At 50.2% G+C, this 20,632-nt stretch carries 19 protein-coding genes; 5 read left to right on the plus strand and 14 right to left on the minus strand.

All coding sequences use genetic code 11. The annotated features are described in order from the left end of the window. Positions 1-32: 32 nt before the first annotated feature. Positions 33-1,502, plus strand: coding sequence for an amidase (locus tag ACZ5ZZ_RS12010; protein WP_464139608.1), 1,470 nt, complete (start codon positions 33-35; stop codon positions 1,500-1,502). Here the strand turns inward: ACZ5ZZ_RS12010 and ACZ5ZZ_RS12015 are convergent. Genes ACZ5ZZ_RS12015 through ACZ5ZZ_RS12025 form a run of 3 tightly spaced genes read right to left on the minus strand, consistent with a single transcriptional unit; the run spans position 1,499 to position 5,627 of the window. After that, on the minus strand, positions 1,499-2,320 hold the full coding sequence (locus ACZ5ZZ_RS12015; RefSeq protein ID WP_464139610.1) for an ABC transporter permease: 822 nt from the start codon (positions 2,318-2,320) through the stop codon (positions 1,499-1,501). The genes ACZ5ZZ_RS12010 and ACZ5ZZ_RS12015 overlap by 4 nt on opposite strands. Next, positions 2,317-3,204 carry an ABC transporter permease gene (locus ACZ5ZZ_RS12020; RefSeq protein WP_464139612.1) on the minus strand — a complete coding sequence of 296 codons (888 nt, stop codon included), beginning with the start codon at positions 3,202-3,204 and terminating at the stop codon, positions 2,317-2,319. Before ACZ5ZZ_RS12020 ends, ACZ5ZZ_RS12015 begins: the two co-directional genes overlap by 4 nt. 41 nt (positions 3,205-3,245) lie before the next feature. Then, positions 3,246-5,627 carry a transglycosylase SLT domain-containing protein gene (locus ACZ5ZZ_RS12025; RefSeq protein WP_464131399.1) on the minus strand — a complete coding sequence of 794 codons (2,382 nt, stop codon included), beginning with the start codon at positions 5,625-5,627 and terminating at the stop codon, positions 3,246-3,248. A gap of 105 nt (positions 5,628-5,732) precedes the next feature. On the opposite strand from ACZ5ZZ_RS12025, the gene radA reads away from it, so the two are divergent. The 3 genes from radA to ACZ5ZZ_RS12040 all read left to right on the plus strand — a co-directional run bounded on the left by radA (position 5,733) and on the right by ACZ5ZZ_RS12040 (position 8,723). Next, entirely contained in the window at positions 5,733-7,127 is a 1,395-nt protein-coding gene (gene radA / locus ACZ5ZZ_RS12030; RefSeq protein ID WP_464131401.1) for a DNA repair protein RadA, read from the plus strand. 28 nt (positions 7,128-7,155) lie between these two features. Further along, positions 7,156-7,548, plus strand: coding sequence for a Crp/Fnr family transcriptional regulator (locus tag ACZ5ZZ_RS12035; protein ID WP_464120510.1), 393 nt, complete (start codon positions 7,156-7,158; stop codon positions 7,546-7,548). A gap of 110 nt (positions 7,549-7,658) precedes the next feature. After that, a complete protein-coding gene (locus ACZ5ZZ_RS12040; RefSeq protein WP_464139614.1) occupies positions 7,659-8,723 on the plus strand; it encodes a substrate-binding domain-containing protein in 1,065 nt (354 codons plus the stop codon). 20 nt (positions 8,724-8,743) lie between these two features. Here ACZ5ZZ_RS12040 and ACZ5ZZ_RS12045 read toward each other — a convergent pair whose 3' ends face one another. The 3 genes from ACZ5ZZ_RS12045 to glpK form a co-directional block, all read right to left on the minus strand. Next, entirely contained in the window at positions 8,744-9,430 is a 687-nt protein-coding gene (locus tag ACZ5ZZ_RS12045; RefSeq protein ID WP_464131405.1) for a beta-sandwich domain-containing protein, read from the minus strand. 81 nt (positions 9,431-9,511) lie between these two features. Then, positions 9,512-10,225, minus strand: a complete 714-nt coding sequence (locus tag ACZ5ZZ_RS12050) for a flagellar brake protein (RefSeq protein ID WP_464120507.1) — start codon at positions 10,223-10,225, stop codon at positions 9,512-9,514. Between the two features lie 3 nt (positions 10,226-10,228). Continuing rightward, entirely contained in the window at positions 10,229-11,716 is a 1,488-nt protein-coding gene (gene glpK / locus ACZ5ZZ_RS12055) for a glycerol kinase GlpK (RefSeq protein ID WP_464139616.1), read from the minus strand. Between the two features lie 21 nt (positions 11,717-11,737). Between glpK and ACZ5ZZ_RS12060 the strand changes: the two genes are divergently transcribed. Then, positions 11,738-12,508 carry a lysophospholipid acyltransferase family protein gene (locus ACZ5ZZ_RS12060; protein ID WP_464131407.1) on the plus strand — a complete coding sequence of 257 codons (771 nt, stop codon included), beginning with the start codon at positions 11,738-11,740 and terminating at the stop codon, positions 12,506-12,508. Between the two features lie 3 nt (positions 12,509-12,511). Here the strand turns inward: ACZ5ZZ_RS12060 and ACZ5ZZ_RS12065 are convergent, their stop codons facing one another. The 8 genes from ACZ5ZZ_RS12065 to ACZ5ZZ_RS12100 all read right to left on the minus strand — a co-directional run bounded on the left by ACZ5ZZ_RS12065 (position 12,512) and on the right by ACZ5ZZ_RS12100 (position 20,546). Next, positions 12,512-12,691 carry a hypothetical protein gene (locus tag ACZ5ZZ_RS12065; RefSeq protein WP_464120504.1) on the minus strand — a complete coding sequence of 60 codons (180 nt, stop codon included), beginning with the start codon at positions 12,689-12,691 and terminating at the stop codon, positions 12,512-12,514. 13 nt (positions 12,692-12,704) lie between these two features. Further along, entirely contained in the window at positions 12,705-13,136 is a 432-nt protein-coding gene (locus ACZ5ZZ_RS12070) for a hypothetical protein (RefSeq protein ID WP_464131409.1), read from the minus strand. Positions 13,137-13,243: 107 nt separating this feature from the next. Continuing rightward, a complete protein-coding gene (hutI, locus tag ACZ5ZZ_RS12075; protein WP_464139618.1) occupies positions 13,244-14,482 on the minus strand; it encodes an imidazolonepropionase in 1,239 nt (412 codons plus the stop codon). A gap of 49 nt (positions 14,483-14,531) precedes the next feature. Further along, positions 14,532-14,981, minus strand: coding sequence for an Hsp20/alpha crystallin family protein (locus ACZ5ZZ_RS12080; protein WP_464139620.1), 450 nt, complete (start codon positions 14,979-14,981; stop codon positions 14,532-14,534). A 144-nt stretch (positions 14,982-15,125) separates the two neighbouring features. Further along, complete coding sequence (locus ACZ5ZZ_RS12085) at positions 15,126-16,268, minus strand: EF-hand domain-containing protein (protein WP_464131415.1); 1,143 nt, start codon at positions 16,266-16,268, stop codon at positions 15,126-15,128. A gap of 35 nt (positions 16,269-16,303) precedes the next feature. Continuing rightward, complete coding sequence (locus ACZ5ZZ_RS12090; protein ID WP_464120499.1) at positions 16,304-17,266, minus strand: pilus assembly FimT family protein; 963 nt, start codon at positions 17,264-17,266, stop codon at positions 16,304-16,306. Continuing rightward, positions 17,263-17,760: a type II secretion system protein gene (locus ACZ5ZZ_RS12095; RefSeq protein ID WP_464120498.1), complete on the minus strand. Its 498-nt coding sequence runs from the start codon at positions 17,758-17,760 to the stop codon at positions 17,263-17,265. Before ACZ5ZZ_RS12095 ends, ACZ5ZZ_RS12090 begins: the two co-directional genes overlap by 4 nt. Then, on the minus strand, positions 17,757-20,546 hold the full coding sequence (locus ACZ5ZZ_RS12100; protein WP_464139622.1) for a zinc ribbon domain-containing protein: 2,790 nt from the start codon (positions 20,544-20,546) through the stop codon (positions 17,757-17,759). The genes ACZ5ZZ_RS12095 and ACZ5ZZ_RS12100 overlap by 4 nt, the downstream gene beginning before the upstream one ends. Positions 20,547-20,632 lie beyond the last annotated feature (86 nt).

Consider the following 20,632-nt stretch of genomic DNA (forward strand, 5'->3'; position numbering starts at 1 on the left):
AAAGGGAGCTCGCAGCTCCCTTTTGTTTTTTTATGAATGAACTTCTGAAGCTTTCTGCTGTTGAACTGAATAAAAAAATTGTTTCCAAACAGTTCTCCCCCACCGAAGTGCTTGAAGCGCACATCGCCCGCATTGAACAGGTCAATCCTGCTTTGAATGCCATGGTGGAAGACGACTTTGTTCGCGCCAGAAAATTGGCGCATGAACAAACAGAGCAATTGGCCAAAGACAACACCAACCTGCCGGTGTTCTTTGGTGTGCCCTTCACCGTCAAAGAAATGTTCGCCTATGCCGGCATGAAACGCACGGGCGGCAGCATTCATCGCAAAAATGAAGTGATGGACTGGGATGCGACCGTGGTGGCGCGTATGAAAAAAGCGGGCGCCATTCCCATGGGAACCACCAATGTCCCGGAACTGGGCTTCTGGTTTGAATGTTACAATCCGGTCTATGGCCGCACCAACAACCCTTACGACCTGGGCCGCACTTGCGGTGGCAGCAGTGGTGGTGAAGGAGCCTTGCTGGGCGCAGGTGCCACCCCCTTGGGTCTGGGAAGTGATATTGGCGGCAGCATTCGTATGCCAGCCTCTTTCTGTGGTGTCTTCGGCCACAAGCCTTCTCGCTATCTATTGCCTCTGACTGGACATTTCCCTTTTGTGGAAGATGACTTCCGCACCACTTTGTTGGGGGAAAAGTATCCGTTCACATCCATGGGACCGATGACTCGTAAAGCAGTGGATCTTTATCCGATGCTAAAAGTCTTAATGGGTTCGGATAATATCGATCAACAGACCGTCAAAACCCCGTCACTGGGTGGATTGACAGAGGAATGGGCCGGACGAAAAATCCTGATCTGTCCAACACCCAATTTCCACCGTGCGCGCGGGACGGATGACGATATGGCACAAGCCGTGCGTAATTGTGGAAAGTTGTTTAAAGAGCTGGGTGCTGAGGTGGAAGAACTGGATCCACGCTTCTTTGTTCGCGCGGTGGAGCTGTGGTTTGCAGCCCTGAAAAACTCCAAGACTCGCAATCTGTATGAGACTTTGATGGGACCCACCCAACATCTGTCCATCGGAAAAGAAATTCTGAAGCTGACATTTGGTAAAGGCGACTACACCCTGCCAAATCTTTTGGTGTCGCTGGCAGAAATTTTTGACACCAGCAAAAAAGACTTTGCCGAAGAAATGCAAGCTCTGGCAAAGATGCGCGCTGAACTGGATGCCAAACTGGGCGACGAAGGTCTTTTGATCCTTCCCCCACATCCGCGCGTGGCTCCGAAACATCGTGCGCCTTTGTGGTCACCGTTTGATTTTATCTACACAGCGATCTTTGTGACTTTGGGACATCCCGCAACGTCAGTGCCGATGGGATTGAATGAAGACGGCCTGCCACTGGGTGTGCAGGTGGTGGCCCCTTACATGAAGGACCATCTGGCTTTGTCTTGTGCGGAATTCCTGGAAACAACCTTCGGCGGCTGGCAGCCTCCCAAAGGTCTTTAGAATTTAGGCCGACGCAGATAATCCAGGATGATGTGGAAGCTCCACACCGTCAGGAACAACACCAGGCTGGGGAACAAAATCAGATGCGGGAAGCTGGAAAGAGTCTTCCACCCTTCTCGCACCAAGATACCCCAGCTTGTGTACGGCGGATGAATCCCCAACCCGATAAAACTCATAAAACTTTCATACAAGATGTTGGTCGGAATCTGCATCGCCACCAGAATCAACAATGTGCCCAGCATATTCGGCAGTATGTGCTTGAAAAAAATATGACTGCGACTGCCACCCAACGCAATGGCGGCTTCCACAAAAGGCTTGCGCTTGATTTCCAGAACCATCCCGCGGGTGACCCGGGCAAGACTCATCCAGTGAGTCGCCGCAATACTGACACACAGACTGATCAAGGAACGGTACAAAGGATCTTCAAAGGGCAGAAGCAACTGCAGACTTAAACACAATACCGACACCAGAATAAAGCTGGGAATGGCCATCAGGATGTCACAAAAGCGCATAAGCGTGCGGTCCACAAGACCTTCCGACCAACCGGCCACACCGCCATAACAAAGCCCCACAACAAAGGCCATGAGCGACCCCAAAAGTCCCACCACCAGTGAAATTCGTCCCCCCAAAAGCACGCGTGCAAAAAGATCACGCCCCAGACTGTCCGTCCCGAACAGATGCTCTTTCCCCGCCGGCAGTAAAATGGTTTCGACATTTTGCTCCAGTCCGGAGGTCGCCAGCAACCAGGGCCCAAAGATTGTGGCAAACAGAAGAATTCCCAAAAACACCACGGCCAAAGCGAACAAGATTTTTCTCATGCCTGCTCCTTTAAGCGTGGATCTGCCAGACGCAAAAGCACATCAATCAACGAATTCACCACGATCAACAGACTGCCATAGAAAAGCGTCAGCCCCACGATCAAGGTGTAATCGCGGTCGTTCAAGGCACTGATGAACTCGGTTCCCAATCCCGGCACGGCAAAAAGAACTTCAACCAGGAACGAACCCGACAGCAATGAAACAATCAAAGGCCCCACGTAACTCAGAAACGGAACCAGCGAGTTCTTTAAAACGTGCCGAATCAAAATCGCCCACACCCCAATGCCTTTGGCTTTGGCTGTGCGCACGTAATCCATCTGGAAATTTTCATTCAGCGAGTTTTTCAAAAGACGAATCAAAGAGGCCAGTGGACGCAAACTCAACGTCAGAACCGGCAGCACATAGTGAATCGGAGAAGCCAAAAAGGCCACTGGCAAAAGGTTCCAGTAAAAACCGAAAAGATATATTAACAATGGACCCCAGAACAGGCTGGGCAGTGACAAAAACGCAATCACCATCTGATCCACCATGGTTTCAATCCAGGTTTCACGGAAACGCACGGCCGCCACCGCCACCATGAAGGCTCCGGACAAGATGCACAATAAAGCAATGCCGTTTAAGGCCAGCGTGTTGCGCACCCCTTGCGCGATGATCTCTGCCACTGTGCGATCGGGCTTTGCCATGGAAATTCCCAGATCGCCCTGCCCCACCGCCAACAGATAAGAACCCACTTGCCCCAGCGCGGACTGCTGAACTCCCCAGTGCTCGGACAGCTTTTCCTTGACCACAGGGTTCAGCGCGGTGTCTCCGTCAAAGGGACCACCTGGAAGGGCTTTAAGCAAAAAAAATGTTAGCGTCGCCAGGACCACCAGCGACGCTAACATTTCAAATAACTTTTTTAAGACAAAACGAAATCCCGTATCGCTCAAATGTCATCCCAGTTTTCTTTTCCTGCCAGCTCGGCGGTGAACTTCACCGGCACCGCACCCGCCAGATAAGGGAAAAGATCTTTTTTGTTGCCGTACAGTTGTGAATAAATGTGCGCATTGGAAACCACACGTTTCACATAGTTGCGAGTTTCCAGGAACGGAATGTGCTCAATGAACTCATCGGTTTCCAGATTACCGAAGCTGGAAAGCCAGTTTTTCACACGGTGAGGACCGGCATTGTAACCCGCCGCCACCAGTGGGATCGTATTTTCAAAGCGATCCATCAGGCGTTTCAAATAACGCGAGCCGATTTTCACGGATGTTTCCGGCTGCAACAGCATCGGGGCTTTGAATTCTTTTTCGTTCAAAAGCATCGCCACTTTGTGCCCCGTGAACGGCATCACCTGCATCAAGCCCAAAGCCCCCACCGGAGAAATCGCGTCGCGGCGATAATGAGTTTCCGCGCGCATGATCCCCCATACCAGCTCTTCCGGCACAGAGAATTTCTTGGTGTATTTTTCCACATGCTCGGAATAGGCGCGAGGATAAGCAAACTCCCAAAGATAACGGATTCCTTCCACGCCATGAGCGGCGCGCTGACCGCCAAAGTTGATCTGTGCGATATACGAAGATCGGTTGTAGTGACCGGCCGTATTGTATTCGCTCATCAACGTGCGCAGGTACTCGCGGTTGGATGTCTTGCGTTCAATGTCATAAAGATCCCAACGCGCCCATTCGTTTTCACCCAGAATCATCATATCGCGAGCCCGTTCAAAGCGCTTCATCAGCGCCGGGTTCGAGAACGTCGCCACTTTTTCACCACTGGCATCCGGAACTTCATCCGCAGATTCCACCGAATCAGCCACTTCCACGGACTTCAAATCCGGGTTGTCCACCGCTTCGGCTTCTTCCTCTTCCCCTTTTTCATCGTCCGCAGAATACTGGGTCAGGATCAGATTTTCTTCTGATTCACTTTCATCCCCACGATAGCTTTCTTGCGAAAATGGCATCAGGAATTCGCCGGCCGAGAAACGGGAAATCACACGCGGTTGGGTCGGCAGGCTGGATTCTGCCAACCGAGGAACTTTGATCTCCTCCATCTTCTTCAGACGGGCCTGGGCCGCGATCGCATAGTACCCCAGCAAAGAATCCTTCGCCAAAGAAGACATCATGGCGCGGGCCTGTTCCACTTTCCCCTGGCGATACAAGCTCATCGCCATCCAGTAAGTCACACGATCTTCTGGGAAGGACTTCCAGGCTTTTTTGTTTCTTTTTTTCGCCGCATTCAATTCACCCAGAGCTTTATACGCCCCCTGGTAATCACCTTTGAGATACTTCAGCCACGCCAAATGCCATTGAGCATCGCGGTTCAAGCCGGATTTTGGATACGCCTTCATGAACTCCTGGAAGCGACGAGCAGCTCCGTCATAGTCCTGGAACTGATAACTGAGGAAAGCGGACTGATAAAGCGCCTGACGGCCGGTCTTGGACTTCGGGCTCATCTTGTAGGCAGAATAGTAAGATCCCACTGCCAGTTGCACTTCCCCTGCTCGCGCGGCTGCAGAGGCAAACAGAATCAGGAAATCAAAGTTTCTTTTATTGGCTTCATAGTAGGGCTTTAACAATTCAACAGCTTTAACCACTTCCCCTTCCTGCAGATAGAACTGGGCCTGCAGTTTGTCGGAAAGATATTTGTCCGACTTGGGAAGTTTGCTTTTCATGATATTGATTTCAGCCTGAGCTTTTTGATCCTGTCCGGCCCACAGCAAATAACGAACGCGGGTGCGGAAATCTTCAGGTGTAGCTTTGCAATCTGTGGGTTTACCTTGGAATTCATTGCTGGCAAGGTCCACACTCCAGTCAGCGACTTTCGGATAGGCCGGATGACGCTCGTAAAGCTTCACCAGCCATTTGCACATATTGCCATGACGGTTCAAACCTTTTTCCGCAATGGCAAGGTTGTAAATGACATCCGGGTAGTCCTCGGTGTTACGTGTGCGTTTTTCCAGCTTCATGAACTGCACGCTGGCTTGTTTGAAGTTCTTTTTTTCCAAGGCAATCTGACCCATCAGATTGGATGTTTCAATGGACATCTTCACATTTGGGGAAAGCTCCAGAACTTTCTTCAGCTCCCCTTCTGCTTCGTCCCACTTGGATGTTTTCATGTAGGACTGACCCAGATAGAAGCGCACGTATTCTTCCAAAGAGGTCTTGTCTTTCAGAAGAGCTTGAAATGCAGGAATGGCTTCTTCATATTTGGCGGCACGAAATTGTTCCAGCGCCTTTTTAAAGGGCTCCAGATCGTTCTTGGTTGTTTGAGCTCCCGCCAAAGGACCCATCAAAAGAGAAAAAACAATGCATTTCAGGAAGACCTTCATGTCCACCACTCCGATACAAAAAGTTGTACAGTTCCAATAAAAAGAAGCCCCTTCCCAAATCGTTTTTCAGGTGCTTCCGTCATTTAATAATGATACCGAATATCTATGGCAAAATCGAAAACTAAAACGATCTATACCTGTCAAAATTGTGGGGCCCAAAGACCTAGGTGGGAAGGAAAATGCTCTGACTGCGGCGCGTGGAATTCCTACGTCGAAGAACTGCAGATGCCCGAGGTCAAAACTCGAGGATGGTCCACTGGCTCTCCGGAGAGGGATGCCGCGGCTTCCAAACCAGTCACCCTGGACCAAAGACTTGAAGAGGTGAAGCTGGATCGTTTCGACACGGGTTTTGAAGAACTCAATCGTGTCTTGGGGGGCGGTCTTGCCAAAGGCAGCTTCGTTCTTCTGGGGGGCTCGCCTGGTATTGGTAAGTCCACCCTTTTGCTGCAAATGGCTGGTGGTTTAGCCAAAAACAAACACAAGGTTCTCTACATCTCTGGAGAGGAAAGCGTTTCGCAGACCGGATCTCGGGCGCATCGTTTGGACATTCGTTCTCCGCTGATTGAAATCGGTTGTGAAAGCAACCTTCAGGCCGTCATGGAAATGGCGCGCTTTAAAAAACCCGATGTTCTAGTGGTGGACTCGATCCAAACCATGTTCCTGCCTGATTTGCAGGCAGCCCCCGGCTCAGTTTCCCAGGTGCGCGAGTGTGCCGGTCATTTGATGGGACTAGCCAAGCAAGAAGGCATCACAGTCATCCTGATTGGTCACGTCACCAAAGACGGCAGCATTGCCGGCCCGAAGGTGCTTGAGCACATGGTCGACTGCGTGCTGTCCTTCGACGGTGATGTCTCTTACAACTTCCGTCTTTTGCGGGCTTTGAAAAACCGTTTTGGTGCGGCTCATGAACTGGGTGTGTTCCAGATGAACTCGCGCGGTCTGGAAGAAGTCTCAAACCCATCAGAACTGTTTTTGGAAGAACGTGGCGATCAACTGATAGGATCGGCCGTGTTCGCGTCGATGGAAGGAACAAGACCACTGCTCTGTGAAGTGCAGGCGCTGACCCTTTCCAGTCCCATGGCCATGCCTCGCCGAACGGCGCTGGGAATTGATATCAATCGTCTGCATTTGCTGACGGCCGTTTTGGATCGCCACTTGGATATTCGCCTGGCCCACAGTGATATCTTTATCAACGTGGTAGGTGGCTTGAAGCTGGTGGAGCCTGCTTCAGATCTGGCGGTGGCTGCTGCGGTACTTTCCACAGAAGGCCGCAGAGATCTGGATGCAAAAACCTGCTTCTTTGGTGAAATCGGTTTAACTGGCGAAGTCCGTGGGGTTTCTTTTGTGGAACAAAGAATCCGCGAAGCTGACAAGCTGGGCTTTATGCACTTTGTGATTCCGTTTTCCAACAAACGCCATTTGGAGGAAGTGAAGCTTTCGAAAGAGAAGAAAATTTCATTTGTCAAAAATGTGCATGATCTGAGTAGAATAATTAAATAGAACATTCACACATCGAGAGGATTCTGACATGGACGATCAGAGCGCTATTGTAAAAGAGAGCTATCAACCTGGCGACTACATCTTCTTTGAGGGCGATATCGAAAATCACTTCTATATCGTCGAATCCGGTGTGGTGAACATCTTCACCAAAGACCAGATGGGAAAACGCATTCACATCTGTGACATCACCGATGGAGAATCCTTTGGTGAATTTGCTTTGATTTCAAAAATGCCCCGTTCAGCTTCAGCACAAGCCACCACCGACGTTGTACTGGTGAAAGTCTCGGAAGAAGGCTACAAGCAACTTCTGGCCGAACTTCCCACCTGGGCTGAGTGCATGCTGAAGTCCTTTACCGACCGCCTGCAAAATATGACGGAAAAAATACGAGAAATGGAGCAGTTCAAACGTCGCAGTCCTTAAAACCACTCCCTTATTCGGGGTGTTTTTTTGTGTCCTCCTCACTTTCCTGAGCGCATTGTAATCCTCAATCACATAGTTATTTGCGAAATGACCATGTATGCTGAGAACAAATGATCGCCAAATTTAGATTTTATATTTTCCTTTGCTCACTGCCTGTGGTTTTACTGCTTTCCCCCATGACCACTGAGGCCCAACACCAGAACACAACAAAATGGACCGGCCCCACCACAGGGCCTCAAGCCCAGGAATCACACACTGTTCATTTTATTGCCTCGGACTTAAAAAATGGCGGCGTGAGTGCCGTCAGCGAAAGTTTTCTTTCCGCCGTTCGTGTCCTGAGATGGCAAGCGCAGATTTTTGACGGCAAAGGCAGCTCGGAACTTCTGCGCCAGCAGCTGCGCCACTCGATCTCGCAGAAAGTGGACGGTATTGTTCTTGGGGGCTTCGATGCCGAGGATCACCCCGAACAGGTCAAACAAGCCCAGGCCGCAGGAATTCGTATTCTGGGGTGGCATGCCTCTGCCAAACCCGGCCCATCCAAGCTTCTTTTCACCAACATTACGACAGATCCTTTGATCGTAGCTGAAAGATCCGCCCGCTTGGCCACGAAGTTCGGTCCGCGCAAAGCCGGTGTGGTTATAATCACCGACAGTCGCTTCACCATTGCACTGGCGAAAGCAGAAAGAATGAAACACATTCTGGAAGATTCAAAGGACATCAAGGTCTTAACAACTCTGGATATGCCAATTTCGCGAGCGGACCGTGAAGTTCCCAAGACCGTTGAAACCCTGCACAGACAATACGGAAAAAAATGGACTCATACACTGGCAATCAATGATGTCTACTTTGATCACATGAACTTTCCGCTGAAAAAAATCGGAAGAAAAGATATCGTGAATATCTCGGCCGGTGATGGTTCCATCACCGCCTTAACTCGCATCAAGTCCCAACTGTCCCAACAGGTGGCGACCATTGCGGAACCCTTACGTGCTCAGGGATGGCAGTTGGCTGATGAATTCAACCGAGCTTTTGCCGGCCTGGCTCCCAGCGGTTATGTCAGTGAACCAATTGAGGTGACAGCGGATTCTTTGAAAGCCCACTCTTTGAAAGAGCTCGAAGGCAGGATCCCTTTTGAAGAATCCTATACGAAGATTTGGTATCCTGGAGGCCACTAAGGCCTCCAGTTTTTTTGGAACTAGTATCGAACAGGATAAATGGAAGGTGCACCGTAGCTGGATGATACACGCACATCCAGGTCCGCATACCCACCCATGGATTCAGCGCGAATATCAATCGCCACAATTCTTTCTCCGGCCATCAGATATTCTGACGTCAAACCAGAGTAGAACGTGCCTGTGTAGCTCAAACGGTTCAACTGCACACGGCGACCGCTTTGAGTGATCGCATAAGTTTCATGCAATTGCACTCCGGCACGGTAAACGCTGACGCGAACATAATCCACATAAGCTGCATAGTTGAACTGCACACGCAACCACTCGCCACCGCCGCGACGACTCACGCCATAGAACTGCACGCTGGATTCACCATAGTGATTGCCTGGAGGCGGATAGGGATTGTGCGGAGGATAAGGATTTGGATACGGCTCTGGACGAGGGTTTGGATGCGGATATGGATCAGGACGCGGATTCGGTCTGACCGGTGGACGTGGTTCTGGACGAGGGCGAATGCCGCCATGGCGATCATCGCGACGGCCATGATCATAACGATCGTCATCATGGTAACGATCCGGCCCACGGTGATCATCACGGCGATCTTCGCGTCGATCGTCGTTGCCACGATCCGGGCGAATTTGCGCAGAAACCAATGGACTTTGCAGCATGAAAGCTGCGGCCAAAAGAGTAGACATCAATGGTAGTTTCATAAAGGCTCCTTTTTAATCAAACACAACAATCTTTCCAAGATTCGTGCCGGACAAAATGACACCAAATGAAACTGACAACTTCTATCGCCCGTCTTTTTTGGGATATTTTAAGAACAGTTCCCGCTGCAGATCCATCATCAGACTCAATAAACGCGTTTCCAGCATCTGATTGACGTTTAGAAACTGTAAACCCGCAGTTTGGAAGGTCTCACCCTCTTGCTCCCGCTTCTGGGCAAAACGCACCTCCACCTCAAACTCCATGGCCCGACGACTTCCAAGACGCAGAGCGCCCTTGATGCGGTCCCCCACTTTCAGATCCGGTGAGGTCCCTTTGAAATCTATTTTCAGACCTCCGGCGCTGACATCTTTCACCCTGGTTTCAACAAAGTAAACCCGATTGCCGTGATTCAGAATGCTGAAAATGGCCTCGTACTTTGCCGGCAAATCAATACGGGCATTGGCTCTGCGTTGCAGCTGGAACAGGTCCACATCGGTCTTAAGCACCGCCCACCCAACACTGAAGGACAAGTCCGTCTGGAAAAAGTAGCGCTCGCTTTTGAAGGGAAAGTTCACCACCACTTTCTGAGGGGTGGTAACCCCTTTGGAGTCCGCCGTGTGATGACACAACAAAGTTTCATCCTTATCCACCTGCACAGCGATCAAATGAAAGACCTCCTCGTTCACCGAGCCTTTCATCGAAAGTTGAAGCTTGTCATCGGCGATCTCGCGAAACAGAAGCTTCTTTTCGGACACCGCCACTTTCTTAAAGATTGTCTGCGCTCCGGGGCCGTTCATGCACTACACTCTTTCCAAAGCTTCGGCCCACTTTTTAAGACGATCTTTGCGCGCCTTCGTGGCCATCTGCACTTTGAATTCCTTTTCCACCTTCCAGACCCGTTTGATTTCTTTTAGGTCCTTCCAAACACCAGCGCCCAATCCTGCCATAAAGGCCGCCCCCAAAGCCGTGGTTTCCAAGTTTTTGGGACGAACAACGTTGGCCCCACAATAGTCCGCTTGCAGCTGCATCAAAAGATCATTGGCAGCAGCACCGCCATCCACCCGAACCCCACGCAGTTTTTTACCCAGATCCCTTTGCATGGTATTTAGGATATCCACATTCTGCAAAGCCATGGCTTCCAAAGTCGCGCGCGCGATATGAGCTTTGGTGCTTCCACGAGTCAATCCACAGATCACCCCACGAGCCTCCGGCTTCCAGTGAGGCGCTCCCAAACCGGTCAGTGCCGGAATGAATTCCACCCCTTCGGTGGTTTGTACGGTCTTGGCCAAAGTCTCCACCTCAGATGACTGCTGAATCAATCCCAGTCCGTCGCGCAACCACTGAACTGCGGCCCCACAGACGAATGCGCCTCCTTCAAGGGCGTAGGTCATTTCCTGATTTTTCAGTTTCCATGCGATTGTCGTCAGAAGTTTGTTCTTGGACTTCACCGCTTTTTTTCCGGTGTTCAAAAGTAAAAAGCTGCCTGTACCGAAGGTGCATTTGGAATCCCCAACATCAAAACAAGTCTGCCCAAACAAGGCCGCCTGCTGATCCCCAACAATACCCGTCACAGTAATTCCATCGGGCATAAAACCCAAACCATGAGTGACACCAAATTCCGCATTGGACGGACAGATTTCCGGCAAAATGGCCTCAGGCACACCGAAAAGTTTTAATAGATCCTGATCCCACCACCCCGTGTGGATGTTCATCAGCATCGTGCGTGAGGCATTGCTCACATCCGTCTTATGCGACTGGCCTGCAGTCAACTTCCACAGAAGGAAAGTGTCTACGGTGCCGACCAAGGCACGACCTTCACGGGCCTTCTTCGCCGCATTGGGGACATTCTTTAGCAGCCACTGAATTTTGGTCGCCGAAAAATACGGATCCAAAACCAGTCCGGTTTTGGCAGTGATCATTTTTTCTTTTTTGTTTTTCTTCAGCTTTTCGCAAATCTGCTGCGTCCGGCGACACTGCCACACAATGGCGTTGTGCAGGGCCTTGCCTGTTTCCGAATCCCAAAGCATCACTGTTTCACGCTGATTGGTGATGCCAATGGCACGGATCTGTGACCCTTTGATCCCTGCTTTTTCCAATGCCAAACGCATGGATCGTTGCGTGGAATACCAAATATCCTCGGGATCATGCTCCACCCAGCCGGGCTTGGGGAAAATCTGTTTAAAGGCCTCACGCGCCTCGGCGACAAGACCTCCGGCTTGATTGATGATGCAGGTTCTTGAGCTGGTTGTCCCTTGGTCAATGGCCATGATAAAAGAAGACATAAACATTCTCCAATCGATGTAATAATAATGAAGAATTTCCTGAAGAAACCCAACGAAAAAATTTTTGGTTTGCGCTCTCTGGATCGCGATACTTTGATTTTTCGTGTTCTGCCGCGTTTTCTTCTGGAAATCATGCGCAAATACTTCCGTCTGGAAGTGGAAGGCGTTGAGAACATTCCCCGCCGAGGCGCCGTGGTGCTAGCACCAAATCATTCCGGCTATTCTGGCTTTGATGCCATCTTGCTGGGACATATTGTCCAACAGGAAGCCAAGCGTGTGCCGCGGGTTCTGACTCACCACTTTTGGTTTTTAACTGAGACCACGGCCATTCCCGCCAACAAAATGGGTTTTACCGAAGCGACCTATGAAAACGGCGTCAATGCCCTGAAAAAGGGAAACGCCATTGTTCTGTTCCCAGAAGGCGAACAGGGAAACTTCAAACCCACTTCTGAACGCTATCAGCTGCAGGAATTCAAACGCGGCTTTGTGCGTATGGCCCTGGAAGCCCAATGCCCCATCGTTCCCGTGGTGGTTTTGGGGGCCGAGGAAACCCACATCAATCTGAAGAAGTTGAAGTTCACGAAATTCCTGAAGGGCACCGTCATTCCGCTGCCTTTGAATGTGATTCCCCTGCCCGCCAAATGGCGCATTCGCTTTTTAGAGCCGATCCATCTGCCCTATAAACCGGAAGCCATCAATGATTCGGAATTGATGAACGAGATTGCTCAGGATATTCAGGAAAAAATGCAGACGGCAATTGAAGAAGAACTGCAAAAACGCGGGCACGCGTTCCTTTAATTTCTATTTTCCATCAGGAAGATCTTCCGCGATGACTTCTAAAATATTATGCCATTTCGCGACCAGGATGCCGGGGTCATCAGCATTGCGGCTCACCAGTCGACTGACCAGGATGGCGGCAAGACTCACGGCTAGGACGAGGAGGAGCACATACTCCACCACGATTTGACCTCGTTTATTCATATTTTAAATTATATCACACTTCCGCAGGAGAGGTAGTGCGCACCACAGGGGCTGGACGCCAGTTTTCCATTGTGAGACGCAAAGTCTCAACCAAAAGGTCGAGGTTTTCATCTTCAATAGGACCACGCAGGCCGATTACCACATCATCGTGCCATTTTTCAACTTCCAAAGGACCGATGTGTTTGGCGGCGTCTTCAAAAGACAGCAGGAAGCTGTCTTCCGTCGGATAGACCATCACCAGGATGTTGGCTCCGGAAGCCTTGGAAACTTCCTTGGCCTTTGCCATTTCGGCTGTAAGTTTCTGCTGAATCAAAAAATAAATCTTCAGTGCCAGCGCTTCATGAAACTGGGCGAAGTAAATGCGAACGGGACCATCAAAGATGGCACTATTAAAAGCAGGATTAAAATACTTCGACTGCATTAACGTGGTGTATGATGACCTCATGTTGTAGCTCCCCCCTCCACAGACACAACCCAAGACTAGGAAGAAAACCCTTCCTAATTCAAAGGAAATTTTAAGAATCTTAAATTTTCTGACGCGTCAGATTAATTTTAAGACTCAAAAACCTTCTTTCCTCTCGAGAAAACAACCTTCTCCGCGTGCTCTCCCACACTGTAGAACAGACACGACCACTCCTGATCAATGCCTACAATGTCAGCAGATTTACCCACTTCGATGGATCCCACCTCTTTGTGCAGGTTTAAAGCATGAGCTGCACCGACGGTGTAGGCAGCAATGACTTCCGGCAGACTCATCTTCATTTCCAAGCGAGCCAAGAGGCCTACAAGATTCAGATCCTGCGTCGGCGATGTACCCGGATTAAAATCGGTGGCCAGAGCCACGCGCACCCCCGCATCGATCATCGCTCGGGCCGGAGGATATTTTGTCTTTGTGTAAAGATCGGCCGTAGGCAACAAAACTCCGGTCACTTCCGATTTTGCCAGATTGCGGATTTCTTTTTCCTCGATTTGCAGCAGATGATCGCCAGAAAGTGCCCCCAGACGTACCGCCACCTCACTGCCGCCACTTAAAGACATTTGGTCGGCGTGGATCAGGACATCAAAGCCCAGTTCCTGCGCAAGACGCAGATATCTTTCAGAGGCCTCCGCCGGAAAAAAGCCCTTTTCAATAAAGACATCCACCCGACGAGCCAATTTCTTTTTGGCGACAACAGGAAGAACCTTTTCCGCCAGGAAGGTCAGATATTCTTCGTAAGACTTGTATTCCGGCGGCAAAGCATGCGCCCCCAGGAATGTACTGACAGTGCGTGGGCCTTTGAGCTCTTGGATCGCCTGAAGAACCTTGATTTCATCTTTCAGATTCAAAGCATAACCGGATTTCACTTCCAGCGTGGTCACCCCCTGAGCCAGAAAGTGATTCACCCGCTTCTGCCCGGTCGCCACCAGATCCTTTAAAGTCGAAGACCGCGTTTTTCGCATCGTCGACAAAATGCCGCCTCCTTTGGCGGCAATCTCCTGGTAGCTGACACCTTGATTGCGCATTTCAAACTCTGCGGCGCGATCTCCGGCAAAAACCAGATGTGTGTGACACTCCACGAACCCAGGCAAAACCGTTTTGCCCTTCATGTCCAGTTCGCGCATTCCTTTTTTCTTGGCCCATTCCTTGGAAAGTTTTTTATGGGGGCCCACCCACAGGATTTTGTCTTTATCCATGACAACCGAAGCCTGGTTCATAATACCCAGATCTTCTTCTTTGATGTGACGGCCATTTTTGGCTGAAGCGCCCTGCAAGGTCAGTAATGTCGAAATATTTTTAAGCAGAATACCCATGCACCTATTCAAGCACATGGGTCCCGAGGATCAAGCTAAAATCTTGGCCCTACATAATCTTGATACTATGACTGCGCGCGCCCTCTGTTTTAGGCAGCGTAATATGCAGTACACCGTCCTCGAAGTGAGCTTCGATCTTTTCGGAGTTCACCTGGGTGGGCAACGTGAAGGATCTTAGGAACTTGCCATAGGATCTTTCAGTATAGCGCCCTTCCCCTTGGCTCTGGCGGGTGCGCTCTCCAGAAATCGTCAGTACATTATCTGACAGATCCAACTTGATTTCATTCTTCTTCATGCCCGGCAAATCAGCCGTCACAAGATAAGCATTGTCCTTTTCCTCAACATCCACGGCAGGCGAGAAGTCCATCCCTGAACGCGCCAGACTTGAACCAAAACCCCGGTCAAAGTCGTTAATAAAATCCTCGAACTGACTAATTAGGTCTGAAGTGGACCCCAACCGGCGCTGACTGCTCCAGGGCGCCAAAGAACGCATAGGCATAACATCCTCCTTGTAATCACTTGCCCGAAGTATGGCGCGCTTTGCACGCAGGTCAATGTTGTCGAATTCAACCTGTCAAAAATTAAAAAGCCGGAGTGTCTTCACACACTCCGGCTTCGGATTTTTTTGCTAATTAAAACTGGACTACTTCATTTTTGGAGAGAACCACAAGTCGATCACGCGGCCTTCCTTCTTTTTGCCTTTTTCTTTGAAGACGAAGGTGCTCTTCTCGCGGATTTCCGCGCGGTCTGCCACGGAGCTTACCGCAGAAGCATCGTATTTCAAAGACACTGACTCAATACGTGACTTCAAAGGAACCAGTTCGCCTTTTTGCACTTTGCCGTCACCGTTTTTATCAAACCACAACAGCAGTTTTGCAAAGTCTTTGTCCTTTTTATCAATCACGTCATCTTTGTTCGAATCAAATTCGCGCAAAGCCTCAAAACCGTTTTTATATTTGTCCCCCTGATTACCGAACAACTCATCTTCGGTGGTGATCAGACCATCGCCATTGCGATCCACTGCAATGAATGCCCCTGGCGCACCAGCTTCAGGCCACATTGTTTTGCCCGTTGGATTCAGCGGGAAGTCCACAGCCGCAGAGAACTGAGGAAGTCTGTCATCAAAGAAGACCATCAGTGGCGAGAAATACCCGCCGCAATAGCCGTTTTCACCCGGGAAGAAGGCTGAGACACTGTACTGTCGGCCATCTTTTGAACCACTGGTATAGACTGTGGCAGAAAGCGGGCCGTTGTAACCCATGTATTCCTGCTTCTGGCGCGCATCGAAAACCTGTTCGAAGGTGATGGCTTCCAGCTTGGCTTCAAAGTCATCAGAGATATTCCCTTGCTCGTCAACCATCGTGTTAAAGTTGATCGGCAACACAATCCGCACGTTGTTCCCGGCATAACTGGCCTTGACGGTGTCGTGCTTGATGACGGCCACGTTGGTTTCACCAGCCTTCATTACGATATTGGCCGGATAAAGCACCTCGTAGGTCTTCATCGCACCTTTGACATTCATAGTAATTTTGATTTTAACCTGAGACGCAGGTGAAATCGGATTTGAAACGTGACGAAGATTTGTCCCGAAGCACGTGTTGGCCACGTTGATGGTCACACCGTCGGAAGAGGCCCGTGTCGCCTGGCCGGATAAAACGACCCCTTGAAACCCTGCCGAACCGCCTGCACCGGAGTTCACTGCTGCCGGTTGCTGTTCGGTCTGAGCATATGCCGCACCCGATGCCACTAGCACAGCGGCGGCGCAAAGCCCTTTACGCATAAACATACAAGCCCCCTTTTATTCCCCATCAAGACTCAAAGCTACTTCTTCTCAGGACGCACGATCTTGAAGTAAATCAAGGCATCCTTTGCGTCCTTGCGAGAGAACTCAACTTTTTGCACGTCATATGCAAACAGCTGACCTTGGTTAAATCCTTGCAGCCCATAAACCGAGCGCCACAAGTTGATTTGCTTCCCGCTTTGATCCTTGGCTAAATAATACTTGATTATGTTGACAACTTTCAAGCGGACAAGAGGAGCAGCTCCTCCCATTGGCGGTATATCCCTTAAGAACTTATCTTCGTTTGTAATCGTCTCATTAGGATACATCGGATTACTCATGTCGATCAGATTTCCCAAGTTCAGGCGCACCAACGTGCTGGCCCCGGAATTGGGCACCACACCCAAAAAGATCGGAGAGCGCGCCGGCTTGCTGTAGTCCGGCCCCGATGAGGTCATCTCTCTCACCGTTGTCGGTGTATCCAGCATCACCACATTTCCACCCACCCAGATCTTGTCGTTGGCGAAGGTGACTTCATTGTTTTTATTCAAAGAGACAAAGTTCAAAGAGGCCGCCTGCCTTGGATCCGCCGGCGGATTCCCCACTTCATAAGCTGAAGCTGGAGTATAAAGGATCGTTCCGCCCTTTCGTTCCGCCGTCGTAATAAAGATCACTTCGTGGCGGCGCCCCGCCTCCAATGTCAGCTTTCGTTCAGAGTTATCGACGGCCGTCTCGCTCGCATCGGAAACGTAGTCAAAGAACCGGCGACCGTAATCATCCAGCACATTCAAATTGTTAAATGAAGGTTCGGAGTTCTTCAGATCCCGCAGAATCATACGCTCGGCCAGAATACTGTCGACCTTGTCTTCAATTTCGTTGGTGATCTCGGTTTTGGTTTTTGCCGTGAAGACGAAGAACGAGGCCGCCACCATGCCCATGATTCCCATCAGGGCCACACCAACGATCATTTCTGCTAAAGTAAAACCGCGTTGATTCTTCATCATTGTGCATTCACCACAAACTGATAGTCCACCGAGCCATAGTTAGCCGGAGTGAGCTTGGCCGCCTTGCCATTTTTATCCGTACCATCCGCCCAATCTTTGTGGGTCAGACGAACTGTTACCAGATACAAACCTTTCATCCCCGGGTAGGCCTGAATGGTAAAACCATAGCGGCCGGGACATCCGGGACATTCCTTGGCCGTGGACATCATTCCATTCCCCCAGGCCATGGGCAGCTTGTCCTTCGCCAGCGCTGCTTCACGTTCTTTGTCCGAGGTGAAGTAGTTGATCTGATACATGCGCACATTAGGCCGGATGTTTTCAATGACGTCGTTGATCTGCTTATAGACCGAGTTCTTAACTCCACTGTCTGTGGCCACCTTCTTCATACTCAGAATTCCTGAGATAAAGAATGACCCCACCAGAGTCAGCATGGCCAACCCTAACAAGACCTCCAGAATCGAAATACCTTGCTGGTTTCGGATGAGGGATTTCATATGCCGGACTCCCGCGAAATTTCCAGAACATAGAAGCGCACCAGACGGTTCTTACACACTGTCGAGTTGCTGTTTTTAATAAAACCACAATCCGGATCCACTGCCGTCCAACGGAAAGGATCGGCCTTGGCGCGCAAGGAGATGGAGTTGCACTTATACAGATTGGAAACGTCCGTGATACTTGGGTACGGATGCCATACCGGGTAACGATTGATCACAGAGCAATCAACACTGTTATTACCTCTTAGTACACCCGCCTTACGAAGTTCATAAGTCGCCATGGCGTGATAGATGGTACTCCAGCGAATACCACTGCGATAAGCGGAATCATCTATGGACATTCCTTGCGACAGAATGAAGCTGCCGACGATTCTGAGCGGCTTATCACGGGCTTCAATCACCAGTCTTTCGCAGTTCATGAAACCGGATACAAAGTTCGCATCGGATTTGATATAGCAGGTCTTAGCCAACGACACGACCTGGAAGGCTGCGGTGCTGCCCCCACTTGGTTCCCAACGGGCGTTGTTCTTGTCAAAGATAAAGTCCTTGGCTTCGCCCAGTTTCGCGGTGAAAGACCACGATTGACGGGCCGATGAAGCAAATGACTGGGACCAGTCCGAGCCCCCGAAGGCGGAAGAGTTTTTACCCAAGGCCTCACAGGCATTGTCCAGATTCACATAAGGGTCGATATCCTCTGGATAGCCGCTCTTGTCACGACCGGCAGAATCGCGCAGGCGGGAACCCACCTTAAAGTCATCACCATCTGGCTCAAAGACCAGCCAGCCTTTGTTATTTCCCGCAGCCCAGTTCTTTCTTAGGTTACGTCCATCATAGTAACCAACATCGTAAGCGATCAACTCAAGAGAGACCGGCAAACGCTCACCCATGGAGTTGACCAGCATGGAAGCATTATCAAAGCTGACATCCAAATCCTGGAAAGAAGAGTTGGAGTTATTGTTCTTAGGATCATCCCCTGGCTTCAGAGGCTTTTTAAGTGTCAGATGAATTTTGGGCTGGATGTCCATGCTGGCACGAACTTTACGAAGCTGCTCACGCGTGCCGCTGAGCTTACGTTCATTCGCATCCAACTCAGCTTCCATGCGTTCTTTATATTGTTTTGCCTGAGCCAGATCATTGCGGGCACTGGAAAGCCTGGAACGCGCACTTGCCAGGCGATCCTTGTCGACGGGATTGCGACGCTCCTCACGCTCGACATCATTTTCAGCATCGTTGACATCACGAATCGCTCGCTCCACAGCACGGGCTGCTTGATTCAGTCGAGCCTGACTGCTGCTCACGTCAGACTCTAGCTGACTGACCTGACGCTCCAGACTTTTTTCCAATGGTCGAAGATCGATCTTCGGTTCCAAAGTCACAGAGCCTTCAGCCGGAATCTCCCCGGTCAGATACATATTACCGAACTTGATGTTATATCTTGTCGCGGCCAGTTTTTCCTGACTTAAAGAGAATCCTTTCAAAAGATCACGGAAGCCCCACCAGTTGTCCGGCGAATTTGGCTTTTCAACGTCTTTGTTCTGAACTGTGAACATATTCCCGTCAGTCAAAGCCAGGCGGTAATTGTATTTACTTCCCTTTTGACCCAGCAACTGACCCGTCAACTGACTGTTATCGGTATTGGCTAGTTCGTATTTGATTTTTTCGTGGCGCAGACATTGTGCCATCAAACTGGCATTCACGGTCTCTCCGACGGCAAAACCAGAAAGATAGTCCAAGCCCAGATCACGTGCGCCATCCACTTCCACACCTTTCTGGAAGCCACCGAACTGACGAATCTGACCCCAGAACTGGTCATCCTGTTGACCGGCGTAACGCGGTTTAAATTCCTGATTATTGCGCATCACAGGTCCGTCACCCAGAACCACTTTATCCTTGAAGGTCACCGGCGTGTAGACAGTGTCCCCGCCAGTCAGATCCGCCCCGGAATCCGGCGCCATCGGCAAATGAATGGATCCGTTTACAAAGACCGGACTTTCAAAGATCAAACCTGGATACTTGATATTGGCAAGGCGTGAGCCGGTTTGCTTGATAACAGCATCACCCTTCTTCAAACCCGAAGATGTGGTGACAGTTTTATCCAGATAAAGGTCACCCGCCACCATCACGGCAAAGCTTCCCACCTCACGAGGATAAACCCCGACATACGAAGTTGTTTTTAAGGAGCTTGAGCCCACTTCGATCACCTTGCCGGAGCGATCCAACAAGCTCACATCAATACGCAAATACACTTCCCGACCGTACTCTGGGATGGACGCGCGAACATCTCGTGAAATAGAGACATCAATCGCAGCCACGGTGTAACCCTTCAAATCCGCCACGATCTTATAAACCGGATGCAAGGCAGAGAAAGACTCAATATTGATTCGTTGGTGAATTTTTGAAACAGGGACTTTTTCCGGATTGGCGATACCTATCACACGCAAGAAGTCGACGGTCTCTTTTTTCATTAGAATACGCTCAACCGAGCGCGGGTGACTGAGCAGCTCGACCGCTGTTGCCGGCACACTCTTGCCGCAACTTTCCTGCATCCAGGATTCAGAAAAACACCAGCGCTGTCGAATACCGAACAGAGTATAATCCACCATGGAGTGCAGAGCCAGACGCGCCGTAATGATCGAGGCCGTTTTAGTGACCTGAGTTCTGTGCTTAACAACTGTCGGCGAAAGGAAGTAGATCATAACACCGACAACGCCCACGGCCACCAACGCCTGGACGAATGCGCTTCCCCTGTTATTAAAGACAGAACGTGACTTACGGACTGATTTCACGGTGATTTCTCCTGTCTCTTGTATCGACATAAATCGTATCAAACTTAAGAAAAGACAGGGCAAAGGAGGTCCCGCCGCACGGGATT

Source organism: Bdellovibrio sp. HM001 (assembly GCF_055397275.1).

What these genes read in the sequence shown, in the direction of transcription:
- glpK (WP_464139616.1), bottom strand. Translation starts at nt 11,716, where the DNA reads ATGTTTATGTCTTCTTTTATCATGGCCATTGACCAAGGGACAACCAGC.
- radA (WP_464131401.1), top strand. Translation starts at nt 5,733, where the DNA reads ATGGCAAAATCGAAAACTAAAACGATCTATACCTGTCAAAATTGTGGG.
- ACZ5ZZ_RS12070 (WP_464131409.1), bottom strand. Translation starts at nt 13,136, where the DNA reads ATGAGGTCATCATACACCACGTTAATGCAGTCGAAGTATTTTAATCCT.
- ACZ5ZZ_RS12060 (WP_464131407.1), top strand. Translation starts at nt 11,738, where the DNA reads ATGAAGAATTTCCTGAAGAAACCCAACGAAAAAATTTTTGGTTTGCGC.
- ACZ5ZZ_RS12065 (WP_464120504.1), bottom strand. Translation starts at nt 12,691, where the DNA reads ATGAATAAACGAGGTCAAATCGTGGTGGAGTATGTGCTCCTCCTCGTC.
- ACZ5ZZ_RS12035 (WP_464120510.1), top strand. Translation starts at nt 7,156, where the DNA reads ATGGACGATCAGAGCGCTATTGTAAAAGAGAGCTATCAACCTGGCGAC.
- ACZ5ZZ_RS12040 (WP_464139614.1), top strand. Translation starts at nt 7,659, where the DNA reads ATGATCGCCAAATTTAGATTTTATATTTTCCTTTGCTCACTGCCTGTG.
- ACZ5ZZ_RS12010 (WP_464139608.1), top strand. Translation starts at nt 33, where the DNA reads ATGAATGAACTTCTGAAGCTTTCTGCTGTTGAACTGAATAAAAAAATT.
- ACZ5ZZ_RS12080 (WP_464139620.1), bottom strand. Translation starts at nt 14,981, where the DNA reads ATGCCTATGCGTTCTTTGGCGCCCTGGAGCAGTCAGCGCCGGTTGGGG.
- ACZ5ZZ_RS12045 (WP_464131405.1), bottom strand. Translation starts at nt 9,430, where the DNA reads ATGAAACTACCATTGATGTCTACTCTTTTGGCCGCAGCTTTCATGCTG.
- ACZ5ZZ_RS12015 (WP_464139610.1), bottom strand. Translation starts at nt 2,320, where the DNA reads ATGAGAAAAATCTTGTTCGCTTTGGCCGTGGTGTTTTTGGGAATTCTT.
- ACZ5ZZ_RS12090 (WP_464120499.1), bottom strand. Translation starts at nt 17,266, where the DNA reads ATGATGAAGAATCAACGCGGTTTTACTTTAGCAGAAATGATCGTTGGT.
- ACZ5ZZ_RS12095 (WP_464120498.1), bottom strand. Translation starts at nt 17,760, where the DNA reads ATGAAATCCCTCATCCGAAACCAGCAAGGTATTTCGATTCTGGAGGTC.
- ACZ5ZZ_RS12085 (WP_464131415.1), bottom strand. Translation starts at nt 16,268, where the DNA reads ATGTTTATGCGTAAAGGGCTTTGCGCCGCCGCTGTGCTAGTGGCATCG.
- ACZ5ZZ_RS12025 (WP_464131399.1), bottom strand. Translation starts at nt 5,627, where the DNA reads ATGAAGGTCTTCCTGAAATGCATTGTTTTTTCTCTTTTGATGGGTCCT.
- ACZ5ZZ_RS12020 (WP_464139612.1), bottom strand. Translation starts at nt 3,204, where the DNA reads ATGTTAGCGTCGCTGGTGGTCCTGGCGACGCTAACATTTTTTTTGCTT.
- hutI (WP_464139618.1), bottom strand. Translation starts at nt 14,482, where the DNA reads ATGGGTATTCTGCTTAAAAATATTTCGACATTACTGACCTTGCAGGGC.
- ACZ5ZZ_RS12050 (WP_464120507.1), bottom strand. Translation starts at nt 10,225, where the DNA reads ATGAACGGCCCCGGAGCGCAGACAATCTTTAAGAAAGTGGCGGTGTCC.